Origin of the sequence: Pseudomonas sp. 28 E 9 (assembly GCF_900004785.1) — a bacterium.
Taxonomy (GTDB): Bacteria; Pseudomonadota; Gammaproteobacteria; order Pseudomonadales; family Pseudomonadaceae; genus Aquipseudomonas; species Aquipseudomonas orientalis_A.
This window is the reverse complement of the sequence record NZ_CVTK01000043.1, coordinates 194,537-213,686: the sequence shown is the minus strand read 5'-3', so window position 1 is coordinate 213,686 and position 19,150 is coordinate 194,537. Positions and strand designations below refer to the sequence as shown.

18 protein-coding genes are annotated in these 19,150 nt (G+C 60.0%); 10 read left to right on the top strand and 8 right to left on the bottom strand.

From position 1 onward, the window contains the following. Window positions 1–34: 34 nt before the first annotated feature. The 7 genes from BFQ00_RS12235 to hflK form a co-directional block, all read right to left on the bottom strand. The gene (locus BFQ00_RS12235; RefSeq protein WP_065933657.1) at window positions 35–823 is read right to left on the bottom strand and encodes an HvfC/BufC N-terminal domain-containing protein; all 789 of its coding nucleotides are present in this window, start codon (window positions 821–823) and stop codon (window positions 35–37) included. Beyond that, window positions 814–1,659, bottom strand: a complete 846-nt coding sequence (locus tag BFQ00_RS12230; RefSeq protein ID WP_065933656.1) for an MNIO family bufferin maturase — start codon at window positions 1,657–1,659, stop codon at window positions 814–816. The genes BFQ00_RS12235 and BFQ00_RS12230 overlap by 10 nt, the downstream gene beginning before the upstream one ends. Before the next feature lie 62 nt (window positions 1,660–1,721). Further along, a complete protein-coding gene (locus BFQ00_RS12225) occupies window positions 1,722–1,973 on the bottom strand; it encodes a BufA2 family periplasmic bufferin-type metallophore (protein ID WP_065886676.1) in 252 nt (83 codons plus the stop codon). Between the two features lie 111 nt (window positions 1,974–2,084). Beyond that, window positions 2,085–3,971 carry a cation-translocating P-type ATPase gene (locus BFQ00_RS12220; RefSeq protein WP_065933655.1) on the bottom strand — a complete coding sequence of 629 codons (1,887 nt, stop codon included), beginning with the start codon at window positions 3,969–3,971 and terminating at the stop codon, window positions 2,085–2,087. Next, the gene (locus BFQ00_RS12215) at window positions 3,968–5,002 is read right to left on the bottom strand and encodes an SPFH domain-containing protein (RefSeq protein ID WP_065933654.1); all 1,035 of its coding nucleotides are present in this window, start codon (window positions 5,000–5,002) and stop codon (window positions 3,968–3,970) included. Before BFQ00_RS12215 ends, BFQ00_RS12220 begins: the two co-directional genes overlap by 4 nt. Beyond that, window positions 4,999–5,988: a protease modulator HflC gene (hflC, locus tag BFQ00_RS12210; RefSeq protein ID WP_065933653.1), complete on the bottom strand. Its 990-nt coding sequence runs from the start codon at window positions 5,986–5,988 to the stop codon at window positions 4,999–5,001. The genes BFQ00_RS12215 and hflC overlap by 4 nt, the downstream gene beginning before the upstream one ends. Window positions 5,989–6,000: 12 nt before the next feature. After that, window positions 6,001–7,905 carry a protease modulator HflK gene (gene hflK, locus BFQ00_RS12205; protein WP_065933712.1) on the bottom strand — a complete coding sequence of 635 codons (1,905 nt, stop codon included), beginning with the start codon at window positions 7,903–7,905 and terminating at the stop codon, window positions 6,001–6,003. Between the two features lie 310 nt (window positions 7,906–8,215). Here hflK and BFQ00_RS12200 point away from each other — a divergent pair, with 310 nt between their 5' ends. From BFQ00_RS12200 to BFQ00_RS28115, 10 genes are all read left to right on the top strand, one after another. Continuing rightward, window positions 8,216–8,839, top strand: a complete 624-nt coding sequence (locus BFQ00_RS12200; protein ID WP_065933652.1) for a CDP-alcohol phosphatidyltransferase family protein — start codon at window positions 8,216–8,218, stop codon at window positions 8,837–8,839. An 11-nt stretch (window positions 8,840–8,850) separates the two neighbouring features. Beyond that, window positions 8,851–10,599 (top strand): bifunctional alpha/beta hydrolase/class I SAM-dependent methyltransferase, encoded by a 1,749-nt coding sequence (locus tag BFQ00_RS12195; protein ID WP_065933651.1) that lies wholly within the window; start codon window positions 8,851–8,853, stop codon window positions 10,597–10,599. 2 nt (window positions 10,600–10,601) lie between these two features. Further along, a complete protein-coding gene (locus BFQ00_RS12190) occupies window positions 10,602–11,900 on the top strand; it encodes a phosphatase PAP2/dual specificity phosphatase family protein (RefSeq protein ID WP_065933650.1) in 1,299 nt (432 codons plus the stop codon). After that, entirely contained in the window at window positions 11,890–12,333 is a 444-nt protein-coding gene (locus BFQ00_RS12185) for a hypothetical protein (RefSeq protein WP_065933649.1), read from the top strand. Before BFQ00_RS12190 ends, BFQ00_RS12185 begins: the two co-directional genes overlap by 11 nt. Window positions 12,334–12,342: 9 nt before the next feature. After that, window positions 12,343–12,963, top strand: a complete 621-nt coding sequence (locus BFQ00_RS12180; protein ID WP_065886684.1) for a lysophospholipid acyltransferase family protein — start codon at window positions 12,343–12,345, stop codon at window positions 12,961–12,963. Between the two features lies 1 nt (window position 12,964). After that, entirely contained in the window at window positions 12,965–13,897 is a 933-nt protein-coding gene (locus BFQ00_RS12175; protein WP_065933648.1) for a phosphatidate cytidylyltransferase, read from the top strand. Between the two features lie 622 nt (window positions 13,898–14,519). Then, the gene (locus BFQ00_RS12170) at window positions 14,520–15,599 is read left to right on the top strand and encodes a SagB/ThcOx family dehydrogenase (protein ID WP_057726031.1); all 1,080 of its coding nucleotides are present in this window, start codon (window positions 14,520–14,522) and stop codon (window positions 15,597–15,599) included. A gap of 2 nt (window positions 15,600–15,601) precedes the next feature. Next, entirely contained in the window at window positions 15,602–16,579 is a 978-nt protein-coding gene (locus BFQ00_RS12165) for a diiron oxygenase (RefSeq protein WP_065933647.1), read from the top strand. Then, window positions 16,572–17,783: a multidrug effflux MFS transporter gene (locus BFQ00_RS12160; RefSeq protein WP_065933646.1), complete on the top strand. Its 1,212-nt coding sequence runs from the start codon at window positions 16,572–16,574 to the stop codon at window positions 17,781–17,783. Before BFQ00_RS12165 ends, BFQ00_RS12160 begins: the two co-directional genes overlap by 8 nt. Before the next feature lie 237 nt (window positions 17,784–18,020). Continuing rightward, a complete protein-coding gene (locus tag BFQ00_RS28115) occupies window positions 18,021–18,194 on the top strand; it encodes a DUF3077 domain-containing protein (protein ID WP_082632094.1) in 174 nt (57 codons plus the stop codon). Window positions 18,195–18,327: 133 nt separating this feature from the next. On the opposite strand, the gene BFQ00_RS12155 is transcribed toward BFQ00_RS28115, so the two are convergent. Beyond that, window positions 18,328–18,687: a hypothetical protein gene (locus tag BFQ00_RS12155; protein WP_065897802.1), complete on the bottom strand. Its 360-nt coding sequence runs from the start codon at window positions 18,685–18,687 to the stop codon at window positions 18,328–18,330. Window positions 18,688–19,150 lie beyond the last annotated feature (463 nt).

Genomic DNA, 19,150 nt, shown 5'->3' with positions numbered 1-19,150 from the left:
TAAAGTAGGAAGCTATCGATTAAATAACTGCCTGCTATGAAGCCCGACGTTCGAGCAACCCGTCCTGGATCCACTGTTTCAACCACGTGGCCGCTTGCAGTGGCGCACCCTCTCCATAAGTGACTGCCAACTCGGTGCACAGTTCTGAAAAGTTCCAGCCGGTGGTCGTCATGCCTGCCAGGGCACGGGCCTCATCCGGCTCCAGGCTGCGGTACTGACACAGGTTGCGGTGACGCCACACCAGGCACACCTGTGCCACGTCCAGCGCCTGGCTGCCGGGAAAGTCCGATTCATTTTTGTTGGCCCGCCAGATCGCCACTGTATTGAAACGGCACAGCACGTGTTGCACTGAAGGTGCCAGCGATACGCGCAAGTGCGGCCAGTCCTCGGGCGTCAGTTGCGCCATATGGTCGAGGGTCAGCGGCTCGCCCGCAGGCGCATCGAAGGCCAGGGTGAACGCCCATTCCAACTGCGCCAGTTCGGCAAGGGGATTACTTTGTTCGGCCACCAGATGCTCAAGAATAAACACTGCAAAGCGCTCACCCAGCCAACGCAGGCTGTAATGGTCCGACGGGTAGCGCCGAACATACGCCTGGCTCAATGCGGCAAACTCTTCATCACCCAGCCAGTAGCGGATGGCGGCGAAGTCATGACGTAACACTTCCTGTAAGCGCGACAGGTAAGCGTTGTGATAAATCGCCAGGCCCGTGTCTACATCCAGCGTCGGGCCGCCGAGCAGGGTGGCAGAAAAGCCACTGGCGGCGGTGGACGTTTCAGACAACAGATGCGCCTCGAAGGCCAGTTGCCAATCGATCAGGCGCATAGCCCACCCCTGGCCAAAGCGGTGGCCCCCAGTTCCCGGGCCTTGCTCAATTCAGCCAGCAACGCCTCGAAGGGCGGAAAATGATCGTCGCGTTCCAGCAGCGTCGACACCGGCCCCAGATGTTCCAGGGTGCGCTGATAGAGCGCCCACACCGGGTCGCACACCGGGTGATCATGGGTATCGACCACGTAGTCGCCGTAATCCACATGCCCCGCCAGGTGCAGTTGGCGAATGCTCTCGGGCGGCAGGTTGCGAATGAATTCCCAGGCATCGAACCCGTGGTTGCGCGAGCTGACGTACACATTGTTCACGTCGAGCAGCAGTTGGCATCCGGTCAGGTGCGTCAACGCATTGAGAAATTGCCACTCGGTGAATTCATCTGCCTTGGAGCGTACGTAGCTGGAGACGTTTTCCAGCACCAACGGGCGTTGCAGCACGTCTTGCACCTGACGCACGCGACTGGCCACGTGGTACAGGCTTTCCTCGGTGTAAGGCAGGGGCAGCAGGTCATGCAACTGGTGGGCGCTGCCGCGGCTCCAGCACAGGTGATCGGAAATCCACGCCGGCTGGATGCGCGCGGCAAGCTGCCGGATGTGCTTGAGGTATTCGGTATCGATGGCATGGGGGCCACCGATCGACAGGGACACACCGTGCATCACCAGGGGATAGCGCTCGGCTATCGCGTCCAGGTAGTACAAGGCTTTGCCGCCCTGCACCAGGTAGTTCTCGGAGATCACTTCGAACCAATCCACCGCAGGGGATTGGGCCAGGATCTGTTCATAGTATTCGTTGCGTAAACCCAGGCCGTAACCCAGGGAGGGGAATGAACTGACCATCATGCGCTCCTGGAAGTGTCCGCAGCGGCGCGGTGTCCGCTGCGGTCGCACTCGCGTGTCGGTTACTCGCCGACTTTGCCACCGGCCTTGTCGCATTCGGCCTGGGTCATGGCCTTGAAGCCGTGGCCCTTGCAGACCGCCTGGCCTTTGCAGGCGTTTTCAGCGGTTTTGCAGTCGTTCATGCCTTTGCAGGAAGTGACGCCGTAGCAATGAACCGGAGCATCGGCGGCCTGTACCTGGGTGGCGACGCCGGCAAACAGGGAAGCGGCAGCGATCGCCAGGGCAGCACCGGAAACGGCGTGTTTGATATTCATTGTGTAGTCCTCAGGTGATGGTGTCGGTCTGGACGGATTGCCCAGTCTCGACACACCACTAGAGTGAGGCGCCCTTTGCGCGTTACAGCCCTGTACAAAGATTTGTAAAAATTATTCGTCGAGCTTCAGCAACGGCTCCTGAAAGCGCAGCAAGCGCCCGGCGTTACCGAGTACCAGCAAGGTGCTGAGGTTATGCAGCACGGCGGCAATCATGGCCCCGGCGGCGCCCAGCCAGCCGAAGGCGGCGAACACCACGATGGCCAGCGTCCAGCCCAGGCCGATGATCACGTTGACCTGCAAGGTGCGTCGGCATTGGCGGCTCAAACGCACACAGGTACCGAGGCGGCGCAGGTCGCTGCCGATCAGCACCACGTCGGCCGAGGCCAGCGCAATATCGGCACCGCCCGCGCCCATCGCCACGCCGACCACACCGGCTTTCAGTGCAAGGGAATCGTTGATCCCATCCCCCACCACCATCGGCCGGAAACCGCTGACGATCTCTCCCAGCACCCGGTTGAGTTTGTCTTCCGGTAACGCCTGGGCCTGGACCTCACTGATGCCCACACTCACGGCGAGGCTGTCGGCCACGCTCTGGCGGTCACCGGTGAGCAGCAGTTGGCGACCCAGTCCCAGCTCGCGCAGTTCCTGCAAGGCCTGACGCGCCTCCGGTTTGACGCTGTCGGCCAGCAGCAGCCAGGCCAGGAATTGCCCGTTCAGCGCCAGCCCGGCAATCGGGCCGTCGTGCTCAGGCACCGAGGTGGTGACGATATTCAGTTGCTCGAACAGTTCGGGGCGGCCCAGCGCCGCTTCGCCCTGTTCCGTGTGCGCAACCACGCCGAGCCCCTGGCGCTCGCGAATATCGCTCAGCGCCAACAGTTGCTCCTGCGTCGCCAACCCCGCCAGCGCACGGCTGACCGGATGGCTGCTGGCCGAACCGAGGCTGGCCGCCAGGTTGAGCAACGCCTGGCGATCGGTCGAAGCGGTTTGGATGGACTGCAGGCGTAAAGTGCCAAAGGTCAGGGTGCCGGTCTTGTCGACGACCAGCGAAGTGAGGTCCGCCAGCTCTTCCAGAAACGCCGAGCTGCGAATCAGGATGCCATGGCGTGCGGCGACCGCGATCCCGGCAATCGCGGTCGCCGGCGCTGACAACACCAATGCACACGGACACGCCGCCACCAGCACGGCCAGCATCGCCTGGGCGTCGTGGGTGACAAACCAAGTGACCGCCGCCAGCAACAGTACCAACACCATGTAGCTACCGGCATAGCGCTCCAGCAACCGCGTGATCGGCGGCTTGGCCCGCTCGGCGTTCTGCATCAGCGCAATGACCTTGCCCAGGGTCGACTCATTGCCCGTGCGCGTCACTTCAAGGCGCAGCAGGCCGTCCAGATTGATCGCCCCGCCGAACACCTGTACGCCCACACTGGCCTCCAAGGGCACCGATTCACCGGTGATCGGTGCGGTGTCCAGGCTGGCCTGGCCCGACAGCACCACGCCATCGGCCGGCACGCGGTCGCCGGCGCGCACTTCAACCACATCACCGCTGTTCAGCGTGGCGTTGTCCACTTCCACGATGCTGCCGTCAGCCTGCACCCGGCGTGCATGGCTGCGGGTGAGCTTGCCCAGCGCATGGATCGCTTCCTGGGAACCGATCACGCTGCGCTCTTCGAGTACATGCCCGAAAATCATGATGATCGGCAGCAAGGCAGCGGTCAGCAGATCGCCCGTGGCCCACGCGCCCATCATCGCCAGCGCGATCAATTGGTCGGTGATGCCATGCAGGCTCGGGTAGCGCAGGCTGTACCAGGCCGAACGCATGACCGGCACGGCCACCAGCAGCGAGGCAACACCGAGCAACAGCTGGCTGACCCCGCTCTGGTCCGCCGCCAGCCAGCGCCATACCAGGCCCAGCAGCAATAAACCCAGGGCCAGCATGGCCAGGGTCAATTGCCGGGCGGCGCTGCGCTGTTCGGCAGTGGTCAGCATGGATGCGCTCATTGCTCGGCTCCCTGGAGGATCAAACGGGCGTCGTCTTTGGGATCGACCGTGGTCACCGAGCCGGCCTGGCCGAGAATCTTCGGCAAGCGTTCACGGTACAGGCGCAGCAACAAGCCCGGGTCTTTCACTTGCGCCAAACCGGCGACGGTGGCGGTCTGCGCCTGGGCATTGGCCAGACGTTCACTGGCCTGGGCATGGGCGACCTGCACCTGGCGATCAGCCTCCTGGTTGGCGGTCTGGGTGAGCTTTTGCGCATCGGTGTGCGCGTTGGCCACCGCTTTGTCGGCTTGCTGGCTGGCCGTGAGTACCGCGTTGAACGCGTTCACCGCCGGGCCCGGCAGGCTCGATTGCACATCGACCCGGGTCACTTCGATACCCAGCCCCAAGCCGCTGGCGGTCAACTGCGCCAGACGCTGATTGATGCCTTGCACCAAATCACCGCGCAGCCGTTCGCGGCGCTCGGCGGCGCCGTTGTCAGTGCCGATCAATTCAGGGCGCGCCACTAAGATAGTGTCCAGGTCCCGCGCCGCCGCCAGGGCAACCGCGCTGCGCGTCACCAGGCGGTCCAGCGCGGGCAGCACATGCTCGCCCTGCAATACAAAGGCATAGGGTTCGGTGACCTTGTAGAAGGCTCGCACATCCAGTTGCACGATCCCGGCATCACCGGTCAGCAGATAGCCGGAGCCGGCCAGCGTATCGCTCAAGGGTGTGGCGAAACTGGCCACGCGGTCCGCCTGCACCGCCGCATCCGAACGCAACAGGTTCTCCACCCGACGCTCGATCACCCGGTCCGCCGCCGGCAGCAACACCACCTGCTCGAACGGTTGCGGCCATGCCAGCAGCAGCCCGGCGTTCTGAATACGGTCGAGGGTACCGAAGTGCAGCACCATGGCGCGGTTCTGCGGGTCGATCTGGCGCACATTGGAAAACGCCCAGGCCAACGCCGCCAATACGGTGACTGCGTACAGCGCCAGGAACGTCAGGCGCCCGGCCTGGATCCAGGGGCTGTGCGGGCTGTCACGCTCACTCATGGCTGAACATCCTTCGGTCCATCCACCAACGCGCGGAACGGCGCGGCATCGGTACGCAGAATGATCCTGGTACTTGGCGTCACCACCGTACCCAGGGTATCCAGCGAGCGCAGCAGGTTGTACAGCTGCGGGTTGCCCGCGTAGGCACGTCCGTAGATCTGCGCCGCCTCGACCCGCGATTGCGCTTCGATATCAGCGGCCTTGACCGTGGCCTCGGCTTGCACGATCCGCGCATCACGCTCGGCCGCCGAGCGGATCTGCGCCGCCTCGCGCTTGCCCACGGCAGTGCGTTCGGTGGCGATGGTTTCACGTTCGGCGCGCATGCGGTCGACCGTGGCGGTGAGGGTCACTGACGGCAAGGTCAGCCGCTCGATGCCGACCTGGGCCACGCGGACGCCATAGGTGGCGAGCAATTGTTGATCGATCTGCCGGCGCAGTTGGGCTTCGAACTCGGCAATGCGTACCTGGCTGGCGTCGGTGTTGATCAGGCTGGACAGGTCAAAACTGGCTGCCGTGGTCTCCAGCGCCGAGCCGACGAAGGTACGGATCTGCCGCGCCGCTTCGTCCGGCTGGTTCTGCACCGCACGCATGAAGCGCTGCACATTGTCGGTATCGCCCTGCACCTGCCACGCCACGTAGGCTTGCACGATGATGCGCAAGCCATCGCGAGTGCCCACATCCTGCAACCCGCTGGAGGTGGTACGCAGGCGCAGGTCCACCGGAATCGCCGCTTCAAACGGCGCCGGCCAGCGCCAGCCCAGGCCCGGTTCCAGCAGCACCCGCACCGGGTTGCCGAACCGGGTAATCACCGAGGCCTCGCCGGAACGCACCTGCACCAGGCTCGCCGCGGCGATGGCGAACAGCACAAGCACTGCCGCCCAGGCCATGCGTCGCCAGGGAAAAGGTCCGGCCGCCTGTTCATCGCCGTGATGGTGATGGTGGTGATGGCCGTGATGATGACCGTGATCGTGGGAATGAGCGCTCAACAGACAGACTCCTTATTGAACGGCTTTACGCGGCACCGAGGGATCGGCCGGCAAGGTAAAAGAACGCAGATCGATCGTCGGCGCGCTGTCGGCGCCCAGGCGATGATCCAGAATAAGCAGTTTGGCGTGGGCCAGGCCCTGGCTGAGCTGGCCCAGGTACTGCTCCAGCACGAAGGCTCGGCCCGCCGTGGCATAGGCCTTTTGTTCGGCAACAAAGCGCAGGTTCGCCGCCTGGGCACCGGCATTCACTTCGCGGGCGGTGGCCTGGGCTCGGTCGCGGGCCGTGCTGGCCTGCAGCAACGCCTGGTTGGCCTGCTCGCTGGCCGCGCCGCGCTCGCGCGCGATCAATGCCTGCGCGCCGATCTGCGCGGCTTGCACGCCATGGTAGGCGTTGGCGGCGCCGGCCGGTGGGTGGATCGCTTCAACGACGGTGGCGAGAATTTCCACACCACTGTCGAGTGCGTTCAGGTCCGCTTGCACGCTGCGACCGATCTCGTCGGCCAGGCTGGTGCGTTGTTCGCCGAGCAATTCGTCGAGGGTGCGCGAGGCGAACTCATGCACCAGGATCCGGCTGGCGGTGCTGCGAATCAGGGTCGGGACATCGGCGCTGTGGTAGGTGGCGGCCAGCGCCGCCTGGTCCGTCAGGCCGATGCGATAGACGAACCGCACGTCCATATTGACGATCTGGAAGCTCTGCTTGTCGCCGCTGCTGCTGGCGATGACCTGGGATTTGTCATTCACATGGCTGGCGTCCCACAGGCGGTTGGCGATCAGCGGCGCCGGACCTTCGGCGCTGGCCAACTCGGGTGCGGCCGTTTCGCTGACGCTGGTCGCCAGCTCATGCACCACGCCGTTCTCTACGTTCAACACGCGGCCCAGCGGCCAGGGCAACCCGGCGTGCAGGCCCGGGCCGAACACCTCTACCGGTTTGCCGAAACGCTCATAGATTCCACGGCCCTGCAAAGGCACTTCATGCACGCCCGTCAGCGCCCAGCCTACCGCGAGCACCACCAGCAGCACCGGCAGGAACGCGCGGCGCATGTAGGTAAACGCCCAAATCTGGCGCAGGTCGATGCCGAAGCGGTTATGCAGTTCATGCTGCAACGCCAGCAAGGGTTGCGGTGGCCAGCGCAGCAGGCCTGCGACAAAGCTCTGCGCGATCAGGCGCGGTTCGAGGCGCGGCTGGCGCGGGCTGAACAGCGACAGCACGCCGCGCAGCAGAAACTCCAGCGCCACCAGCGCGGGCAGCAGGCCGATCAGCACTGCCAGGCGCAACGGCCACACCGACTCGGCACCGGCGAACAGCAAGCAAATCGAGCTGACCAACAGGCACCCGATCGCCACGCGGCATAGTTGCGCCAGGGCTGAGGCTTCAGGCCACTGCGCAGGTGTTTGCTGGGCCAGGCGCCGCTCGAACACCAGCAAACCGAACGCCAGCGCCAACCCCAGCGCCGCGCCGATGCTGGCGGACTGACCGACGGCTGCGGCGGGTAGCGTCAGGTTCCAGAATTCGATGATGCTGATCAGCGCCAACAATGACCAACCGCACAACCACAACACCGGCGCGCCAATCTGATCGCTGACGCGCTCAACCAGGCGAGCATAGCGGCCGGTTTCTGTAACCGGCGCATCAACCGCCGGCTCTTCCAGCGCCTGGGCCCGCCAATCGGCGACCCACCACGCCGACTGCAGCCCGGCGACCAGCACCAACAGCGCCGATGAGCAATTGATCAGCACCACCGGCCAGATCGATACCGGTGCAAACAGCGCGACAAACAGCGCCAATACCCAACCGGTGACGGCCACGGCCGTCAGGCTGATGCCGGCTTGCCTCAATCGACGGGCATGGAACACCCCTTGCTGAAAGCGCGGCAGGCCTTCAACCGAAGCGCCGTCAGCTTCTAGATCCACTTGCATCCACTCAACGCCCGCTTGTACATAATTCGTTACAATATAACACAGGGCGTGAAATTTTTGTTCGCTTTTAGCCACGCCGCCAATCCTTGTGGGAGGGGGCTTGCCCCCGATGACCATGGGTCTGTTAATGCATGTGGTAGCTGACACACCGCCATCGGGGGCAAGCCCCCTCCCACATTTGAACCTGCGCGTTCTCCAGACCGTGACTAACCCCCCATAAACACGAGACATAGCTGGTGCGTGCCAGAATTAATCGGCACACTCCAGAACAGTTTTTCGCGGGTCCACGGACAAGGAAGCATCACCCCCCATGATCTCCATTTATCAGCTCAAACCGCGCTTTCAAAACCTGCTGCGCCCCCTCGTGCAACGCCTGTATGACAACGGCACCACCGCCAACCAGATCACCGTACTGGCCGGCGTCATTTCCGTGCTGGTGGGCCTGCTGATCGCCAGCTTCGCCCAGCATCTGTGGCTGTTTGCGCTGATCCCGCTGTGGATGATCGTGCGCATGGCCCTGAACGCCATCGACGGCATGCTCGCGCGGGAATTCGGCCAGCAATCACGCCTGGGCGCCTACCTCAATGAACTGTGCGATGTGATCGCCGACAGCGCGTTGATCCTGCCGTTTGCGCTGCTCCCCGGCGTGGGCCTGGCGCCCGTGCTGCTGGTGACGTTGCTCGCGGTATTCAGCGAATACGCCGGCGTGCTGGGGCCGATGGTGGGCGCATCGCGCCGCTATGACGGGCCGATGGGCAAGAGTGACCGGGCGTTCGTACTCGGCGTGCTGGCCACCGGCGTGGCGCTGGGCTGGCTCGGCGCCGGGTGGGTCGACACGGTGATGTGGCTGGTCGCCGCCCTACTCGCCTACACCCTGGTCAACCGGGTGCGTCAGGGCCTCAAGGAACAATCAGCCACCTCACCGATTGCATAAGGATTTTTGCGATGCGCGAACAGCAACAGCACATCTTCAGCACCCATGACGGCGTCGAGCTTTTTTACCGGCACTGGCCGGCTGCGGCAGACGCCGGGCCGCGCAAGGCCATTGTGTTGTTCCATCGCGGTCATGAGCACTCAGGTCGAATCGCGCACCTGGTGGACGAACTGGGCCTGCCCGACTTTGACTTCTTCGCCTGGGACGCCCGTGGCCACGGCCAATCCCCCGGCGAGCGCGGTGACTGCCCCAGCTTTGCCACCAGCGCCCGCGACGTACAAACCTTCTGCGACCACATAGGCGCCACCTACGGTATCGACGAGGAAAACCTTGCCGTTGTCGCCCAAAGCGTCGGCGCGGTGATCGCGGCCACCTGGGTGCATGACTACGCACCCAGGATCCGCGCCCTGGTACTCGCCTCCCCTGCCTTCAAGGTCAAGCTGTACGTGCCTTTCGCCCGCCCGGGCCTGGCACTGATGCGCAAGTTTCGCGGCAACTTTTTCGTCAACAGCTACGTCAAGGCCAAGTTCCTCAGCCATGACCCGCAGCGTGTGGCGTCCTACGACAGCGATCCACTGATCACCAAGGCCATTTCGGTGAACGTGCTGCTGGGCCTGTACGAAGCGGCCGACCGGGTTGTAGCCGACGCCCAGGCCATTCAGGTGCCGACCCAATTGCTGATCTCCGGCTCCGACTTCGTGGTGCACCGCAAACCCCAGCAGCAGTTTTTCGAGCGTCTGGGCAGCCTGAAAAAAGAGCTGCATGTGCTGCCCGGTTTCTTCCACGACACCCTCGGTGAACGTGACCGCGCCACGGCCGTCAACAGCGCCAGGCGCTTTATCCTGCAAAACTTCACGCAACCGCTGGACCGCGCCAGCCTGCTGGACGCCGACAAACTGGGCGCCACCTGCGCCGAATCCGAAGCCCTCGCCGCACCGCTGCCGCGCAATTCCCTGCGCGATCTGTACTGGCGCATGACGCGCGCCAGCATGGGCCTGGGCAAGAACCTGTCGGACGGGGTGAAACTGGGTTTCGACACCGGCTTCGATTCCGGCAGCACCCTGGATTACGTGTACCGCAACACGCCCACCGGCAAAGGCGCGCTGGGGCGGATGATCGACACCAACTACCTGAACTCCATCGGCTGGCGCGGTATTCGTCAACGCAAGCTGAATGTCGAAGAGCTGCTGCGCCTGGCCATGGCCCGGTTGCGTGCGGACGAGCGCGACGTGCGTATCGTCGATATCGCCGCCGGCCACGGGCGTTACATCCTGGAAGCGTTGCAGGGTGTAGCGCCGCTGCCGGAATCGATCCTGCTGCGCGACTACAGCGACATCAACGTGCGCGACGGCAGTGCGCTGATCCGTGAAAAAGGCCTGGGAGACATTGCCCAGTTCATCAAAGGCGATGCGTTTGACCGGGCGAGCCTGGCGGCGCTGGCGCCCAAGCCGACGTTGGCGGTGGTGTCCGGGTTATATGAGTTGTTTGCCGATAACGCGATGGTCGGCGGTTCGTTGGCGGGCCTCGCCGAAGCGGTGGAGCCCGGCGGTTATCTGGTCTATACCGGCCAACCGTGGCACCCGCAGCTGGAACTGATCGCCCGCGCCTTGACCAGTCACCGCCAGGGCCAGGCCTGGGTGATGCGTCGGCGCAGCCAGGCGGAAATGGACCAACTGGTGGAGGCTGCGGGCTTTCGCAAGATCACTCAGCGTGTGGATGAATGGGGCATTTTCACCGTGTCCCTGGCGCAGAAGATCTGAGCATGCGCGAACCCGGCTTGTTCAAACCAGCGCTTCTCTGGCTGCTGCTGTTGGCACCGCTGTTTTTCAGCACCTACGGCCTCGCCACCTGGGTCACCACCCAGCGCAGCGATGTGGGCACGCTGGTGTTCGGCTGGGAAACCCACATGCCGTTCTGGGCCTGGACCATCGTGCCTTATTGGTCCATCGACCTGCTCTACGGTTTCTCCCTGTTGCTGCCGAGCACCCGCCACGAACTCAGGCAACATGCCCTGCGCCTGCTGACGGCCCAGGTGATTGCCGTCAGTTGCTTCCTGATCTGGCCGCTGCGCTTCACCTTCGAACGACCGGAACTGGATGGCGTGTTCGGCTGGTTGTTTGCGGTGCTGGCGGGCTTCGACAAACCCTTCAACCAGGCGCCCTCACTGCATATCGCGCTGCTGGTGATCCTGTGGGTGGTGTACCAGCGGCATACCCAGGGTTTCTGGCGCTGGGCGGTGCACGGCTGGTTTGCACTGATCGGTATTTCCGTACTGACCACTTATCAACATCACTTTATCGACTTACCCACAGGCGCCCTCGCCGGCTGGTTGTGCGTGTGGCTATGGCCGCTGGAACATCCCAACCCTCTGCGCAATGCCCGACTGACACGCGACCCTAAACGCGGTTGGCTGGGTGCGCGCTACGCCCTTGGCGCGCTGGCGCTGATGCTGCTCGCGCTGGCCTTCGGCGGTTGGGGGCTATGGCTGCTGTGGCCGGCAGTATCGCTGGGTTTGGTCGCGACCAACTACTGGCTGCTGGGTGCCGAGGGCTTTCAGAAACGCAGCAATGGCCAGCTGACCCCAGCCGCGCGTTGGCTGTATGCCCCTTACCTGGGGGCTGCCTGGATCAATTCGCGGCTGTGGACACGTGGCCATCCACAGCCTGAACCGATTGTGGATAACGTCTGGCTGGGCCGGATTCCAGCGGCCGGCGAGCAACAGCCATTCAAGGCCATCGTCGATCTCTGCGCCGAACTGCCGATTGATCCACAAGGCCGGCGCTACCAATGCATCCCCGTTCTGGACCTGATTGCGCCAACCTCCGCCGAATGCCTGCAAGCCGCCCAGGCCATCGAACGCTTGCGCTCGGACGGGCCGCTGCTGGTGTGCTGCGCCCTGGGCTACTCGCGCAGCGCAACGGCCATCGCTGCCTGGCTGTTGCACAGCGGGCGCGCGGCGACGATCGATCAGGCGCTGGCTATTATTCGTACAGCACGCACCCGTGTGGTTCTGCATCCTGCACATCGCTTGGCTTTGGAGGGTTTGCCCCATGCCCGCTGACATGGAACTGCACGTAGTTGCCAGCCTGCTGCGGCGTGGCCGTTCGCTGGACCAGTTATCCACAGGCCTGACAGTGGTCGGTGTGCTGTTCGGTCTGGCCCAGTTGCTGATGGCGAGCGTTTCGACGATCTGCCTGCTGCTGGCCTTGTGGATGATCATCCTGGGGCTTCTACAGAAATACTGGGCGCTGCGCGTCGCGTTCGACGCCGATTTGTTCGCCCTGCTGGCCCGCGACACTCAGCGCACCGCCGACCTTGACCAAGCCCTGCAAACCCTTGGCCTGCAATCGGCCGAGCGCGCCGGCAGGCCCTGGACCGAACGCCGTCGTGGTGCACTCAAATTGCTGCGCAAACAGGCCTGGCTGCTTGGCGCGCAAGTGCTGCTGACCCTGGGCGTGATACTTGCCAGCCCTTGGCTACCTTTCGCCGGATAAGGAGTTCCCATGTTCGAACCCGTGGTCGCCACACTGATTACCTCCATGGCCCGCACCGTCACGGGCGCTCGCAGCCTGTGGCTGGGTTGCGCGCCGGTGCCGGTGCAACGCATTTATTTCGCCAATCACAGCAGCCACGGCGACTTCGTGCTGGTATGGGCGTCGCTGCCGCAGAACCTGCGCAAATTCACCCGCCCTGTGGCCGGCAGCGACTACTGGAATAAAAGCGCGCTGCGCCGCTACATCATCAACCGCGTGTTCAACGGCGTACTGATTGATCGCGAGCGCAAGGACCCTGTGGATAACCCGCTGCAACCAATGCTCGCTGCGCTGGAAGGCGGCGACTCGCTGATCATCTTTCCTGAAGGTACGCGCAATCTGGAAGACGGCCTGCTGCCGTTCAAAAGCGGCTTGTATCACTTGGCAAACAGTTACCCACAGGCTGAGTTGATCCCGGTGTGGATAGCCAACCTCAACCGCGTGATGCCCAAGGGGCGTGTCCTGCCATTACCGCTGTTATGCACAACCAGCTTCGGCGCTCCCCTGCAATTGGAAGAAGGCGAAGACAAAACCGCGTTCCTTGCCCGCACCCGCGACGCCCTGCTCGCCCTCGCCCCGGAGCACTCCTGAGATGGATAGCCAAACCCTGATGTTATTCGGCGGGATCGGCGCGATCCTGGTCACCGCCTCGCTGATCGGCCTGATCCTCAAGCTGCGCACCCGTGGCAATCCCAATGCGGTGATCGACAACCTCAACGCGCGCATCAACGCCTGGTGGGTGATGGTGGTCGTGATCGGTATTGCCTTCTGGCTCGGCACCGGCGCGGTGATCCTGCTGTTCTACGCGGTGTCGTTCTACGCCCTGCGCGAATTCCTTACCCTCACGCCGACCCGGCGCAGCGACTACCCGGCCCTGGTAGCGGCGTTCTACCTGGCCCTGCCGCTGCAGTACGTGCTGATCTACGCCGATTGGTACGGACTGTTCTCGATCTTCATCCCGGTCTACGTATTCCTGCTGCTGCCGATCCTCGCCTCCCTGGGCGGCGACAGTACCCACTTCCTTGAGCGCGCATCGAAGGTGCAATGGGGCCTGATGATCGCGGTGTTCTGCGTGTCGTTCGTCCCGGCGCTGCTGACGCTGGACATCCCCGGCTATGAAGGCCGCAACCTGCTGCTGATTGCCTACCTGGTGATCGTGGTGCAACTGTCCGACGTGCTGCAGTACGTGTGCGGCAAGCTGTTCGGCAAACACAAGATCGCGCCCAACCTCTCGCCGTCGAAAACCGTGGAAGGTTTTGTCGGCGGCATCCTGCTGTCATCGCTGATCGGTGCAGCGCTGTGGTGGACCACGCCGTTCAATCCCTGGCAGTCGTTCCTGATCGCGCTGCTGATCAACCTGCTGGGCTTTGCCGGCGGGATTGTGATGTCGGCGATCAAGCGCGATCGCGGGGTTAAAGACTGGGGACACATGATCGAAGGGCACGGCGGCATGCTGGATAGGCTGGACTCGGTATGCTTTGCAGCGCCGATTTTCTTCCACCTCGTGCGCTACTGGTGGACCTGAGCCACCCCCTGTCTCAAAACCAATGAAGATCAAACTGTGGGAGGGGCTTGCCCTAATGCCAGTTCAGTTAAGGCTTTTTGTAGGAGCGAGGGGGGCGCCTAGCTCTTGCTCGCGAAAAACTCACACGCCTTAGGTTGCATCGACAAGAACATGGATGAACCGCTCATGGGATTTCTTTCACAGCTGTAGCGTTACGGCCAGCGTGAGCAGCGCAGTTAACGTGAGGCCTACCTCACCGAGGATTGCATATGGTGGGATTCTCCGTTTCTGACCCTTCACTTTTGCGCCATGGCAGAGCAGGTTGATGTGCTCATCGGCCACGGCAAAATATAGATAATCGGTAATCTCCTACATGCCAGAAACGATGTCTTACATTTGATCTTGGTTTTTTAATTTTACTTAATTTTCTTTTGGGCTAGCCTTTCAACGTCACTTAGAAAAGTGACACTCACTCAAAATTAGGAGTAATACCTATGAAATCTATTTCTCTGGAATCGAAAAAAATCGCTAACTTGGCTTGCCTCGCAGCGGCCAAATCCCGCTGATTGCTGAGCTGAGTAGTTGATGAGCTGGGGAGTGCCGGCTACCCAGTCTCATCATTAACCTGGCGCAGAGTTAAAAAATGCTAATAAATCCGAATGTTTTCATGCTGGCTCGCACACCGTTCATCGTCATTTGGGATTACAAAAATCACACTCAGTTTGAACTTGACTTAGCTTATTCCACTCGTTTTATACAGCTTGTTGAAGATCCTTCTAGATTCGATAGTACAAGCGAAATGGATGCGGCATTTCTCGCCGCCGGACTGTTACTCACAGATATATCCCCGCAGAATGAATGGGGGTGGGACGATCTTTCGAAAATTTTTCATATTGGGACTAAAAATCTGCCCATCGAACAACTACCGAACGACATTCACGAGTGGGCTTCTCTATACTTAGATCACTGTGAACAAGTCCTTGATACCCCTGCACCGATAGACCGTTTTGCCAAGCACTCCCATGAGGGGTTGATCTCGCTACCGGCACCCAATTCGGAAAAGCAAACTAGCCCCCTTACAACCACTCTGCTCGACCGAAAAACGTCGCGTTCGTTTTCAGACCAGGCCGTTACTCTGGACGACTTAAGCTCACTGCTCTACCTGTCCTTAGGTTACCTCAAAGAGCGCGAAGCCGGAGCCGACGACACAATTCCTGAAACACTCAGGGCGAGACGCAGCAGCCCTTCCGGTGGCGGGCTGAATGCATGCGAAGGCTACGTCTATGCTGCCAGGATATTGGGGCTGGAGCCCGGTATCTATTACTACCACCCAGACCTTCATGCTTTAAGGCAAGTTCACCCGCTTCCCAACGAGCCTTTGGGATTACTGCTCGCCGGACAACACTTTATCAACGAACTTCCTATGGGACTGTTCATAACGTCACGTTTTGACAAATTATGGTGGAAATACGAGCACTCGCGTGCCTACCGCATGGCTTACGTCGAAGCCGGACATATCTCTCAAACCTTTCAGCTCGTTGCAACTGCGCTAGGGTTGGCTACCTGGTTGACTGGCGCGTTGAGTGATGAGCGAGTAGAGCTGTTATTAGGCTTGGAAGAGTCTGCAGAACAACCGCTGTTCTTCGTAGGCGGCGGTTATGGCGATGGGCAGGTGCAATGCAAGGAACTCAGGGCCTTGATAGAGAGTCGAGAGCGAGGGTAATAATGTCAGTTACAAATACATTCGTCTTTGCATCTAACGAGATCCGCCAATATACACTGGGTGATTGGGACAACCGTTCGGCCGTACGCAGTAAGAATAGTACCTTCTTGCTTCCAGCTGATGCGGAGATTCTTCTGCAATTACAGACCAGGAAATGGTTTCCTCCAGCCTTTATTCCATACTTCAACGACAACACTATCCAGAAGTCGGGTGAGCATATCCAGCATCGATTGGCTGCGAATCATCTAGTCTATTTTCTCCGATATACGACGCTCCTGGAGCATAAGATCGTTAACCGCTCGGTTGAGACCCTCATTCATGAAGAGCTGGGAATTAATTTGCCTCAAGCGATGAAACTTACAGCCTTGCAGCTTTACACTGACGAGGGTTATCACGCCCTTTTCTCCTTTAAGATCGCGGAACAGGTGGCGCATTTTTATGACATGCCAACCTGGGAGGATCCACCTAAACGTATCACTCTGCTACTCGAGTTGATGGACGCGACTTTGGACGAACATCGTCCACTGGCTTGGTTTTTTTTCGGCTTTGTCTCTGAAACTATCATCGCCAAGGAGTTATTGAGCATAACCGGTGACACGCTAATCTCCACGGTATATCAGATGTTTCGAGAGCATCTGGAAGATGAAGCCCGACATAGTCGCTATTTTTCCGAAGTGTTCCATTACCTATGGCCGAAGTTATCCCTTGTCCAGCAAGAACACTCCGCGAGCCTATTGATTAAAATTATTTTTATCTTTGCTGAAGTGGACGAGCCTTGGTTGAGCGCTAGCCTAACGAGCGTCGGCATCCCTTTGTTCGAAGCCACCAGGATAGTCCAAGCACTACAGGCACTGGATGTACGCACACAGCGAGCACGCTCTATTGCCATGGGCACGCTTCAAGCGATGACGCGCGCCGGTTTCTTTGAGTTGCAAGCTCATCGGGAATTATTCAGCCAATCAGGACTCATTGATGCTTGAAATAAAGGATCATTCCGTTGTCAAGGCCAGGAAAGTCGGTGCCACCGTACTACTGATGGCGATGGTCATGCTGGGCGTGTTTCCGGTGGACGTGCTTCTGCCTTCGTTTCCTTCGTTATCGCAGCACTTCAGCACCACAACGTCCGAGATCGCCTTGTCGATCAGCTTCTTTGCCATCGGTATCTCGTTATCTCAGCTACTGATTGGCCCTTTGTCGGACATACTCGGCCGTAAAACGTTGTTACTGGCTGGCATGGCAGTATCCATGGCTGGCGCCTTGGGTTGCGTATGGGCCACGAACTATGAGTATTTTTTGCTATTCCGTGTGATCCAGGCAGTAGGGTGTGGCTGTTTCGTACTGTCCCAGGCATTGGTTCAGGATCTATTTATCGGCAAAGAGCGGGATCGTTTACGAATTCTCATGGTAACGGCCAGTGGAATCTTCATTTCGGTCTCCCCCCTGGCCGGAAGCTTGTTGCAGGAGCTGATGGATTGGCAAGGTAGTTTCTATGTCTTCGCAGTGATTGCCGCTTTGGTATTCGTGAAGGCTCTGGTATCGCTGGAAAACCTGCCTATCAATAACACGGGGCCGCGTATCAGTATCTTGAGAGCCTACCGGCGAATCTGCAGTAACTTCAGTTTCGTGGCCTACTGGCTAATCGCTGCAATTGTTTTTGCTTGCCATTTCTCATTCATCGTCATATCGCCCCTAATATTCATGGAGCAGTTGCAACTAAGTAGCTATGAGTTTTCTCAGACGCTGTTATTGTACGGAGCAGCCTATGTGACTGGCGGTGTCCTTGCAGGCGTAATGAATAAGCATCTGGAGGCGGGTACACAAATTGTTATAGGACTATTACTGATTTTCGTTGCGGGGTTAGTGATGCTTCTATTACGGAGCCAATTTGGCCTGTCCGTCTTCACCATGCTGGTCCCAATGATTATCTGTACAGCAGGCACTACCATAACGCGGCCTGCAGCCACGTCCAAAGCTATGGAGCTATTCCCGGATAACGCTGGTGCCTCGGCCTCGGCAGGCAATACTCTAATTTTTATCTCAGGCGGATTGATCAGTGCCCTAGTCAACCTCAGCACCAACAACTTGCAAATTACCCTGGCACTGAGTTTCATCGTCTTAAGCGGCATAGGTCTGCTGTTAAACCAACACATAAATCGCCACGCTAAGGTGTCGAGTTTGGCATGATTCTGATTTGCAGCGCCCCAGGGTATGCATCCCCGTCAAAGTGCGGCCGAGCTTCGCGACAAGAAGCTTACGGCTGGCATTTGTCCGTGGTCCTAAACCGCCCTTGGTCATATGCTGATAGCTTGGGCCCGTGGCAATTAAATTCGAGCCGCTGTAAATAGAGGCCGCAATGCTACCAGTTCTTTTTTCTAAAGTTGGAGCAAATAGTTACTTCCCGATCCAGCGCATCCTTTTTTCATCACCCATCCTGAACTCAGCTTCGAGGATGCCTTGGCCTACGCCTCCGATCTGCTTCACTGCGCTGAGCAGTTACTCGATTCCCGGCAGGCAGCCGGTTATCTGGTTGAAATGGCCAAGGTGATGGTAGACCGGTCGTTGAACTGCATTGCTTCAGCAGACGTGGGCGCATAGCGTCGTAGGAGCGCGCTTGCTGGCGAGGGCGTAACGCGCAAAGATTGTTGCCAGGTGGCGTTCTCAGGTTTTTCGCGAGCAAGCTCGCTCCTACAGTAAATGCGGTGCAGCCTAGCCCTGAACTACGGGCTCTTTAAGCAGTGATTTCGACATAGCTAGACTCTCCGCCTCCTGTCGCACCCGATAGCCAGCCCCAAACAAAACTCAACGTCGTGCGCCCAGCGTGATCCACGCCTACCGTCCCACGTGACCAGCCAGCAAGCAGTTCCCCTTCCAGGGTCAGGCACTGATACAGCAGCTCGATGGTATCTGGACCGGTCACCCGTCCGACTTGAGTGCCCAGGCGAATCCGGCCCCCCTGATAAGTGCTCGAAATCGCGTCACCTTCGACCAGGTAGTGAAACACGGTGCCGGTGCCGGACAGCCCTTGAGCGTTGTTGGCGACCACAAACCGACGATTGTGCAGACGTGCGTAGACAGTAGGATTTTGCATCCGTCAGCTTCCTTTGATCGGAACGTAAAAAGGGGCTGTCGAAACAGCCCCTGATCCTACGGAATAAAGTCTGTCGGATCGAGCCCAGCAATTTCAGGGGCCAGCCGGCGTACTAATCAGAAATAAAGTCTGTCGCGACACCTAGTTTTAGAGGTTCTGCTGTTCAACCTACTAAATAAAGTCTGTCGAAAACGCGCAACTTACTGATTTTAAATGCTTTTTTCGGTCATAAAACAGCAGGCGCGCCGAGCGCAAATACACTGAGTTTACATCAAGCTCGAAGACTGCGAGCCTTCTGAACTCAGTGGCTCACCATGCAACTTATCTCCTCCGTCACCGCAGCCAACGGAATCGGCCAACCTACTGAGCCTTGCGGTGAGGCTGGTCAGGGGCAAGCCCTCATAAACCGTCGGTATCGCATACAGAGTTTTATATGCTACCTCTAAGCACTAAAGCCCCAATT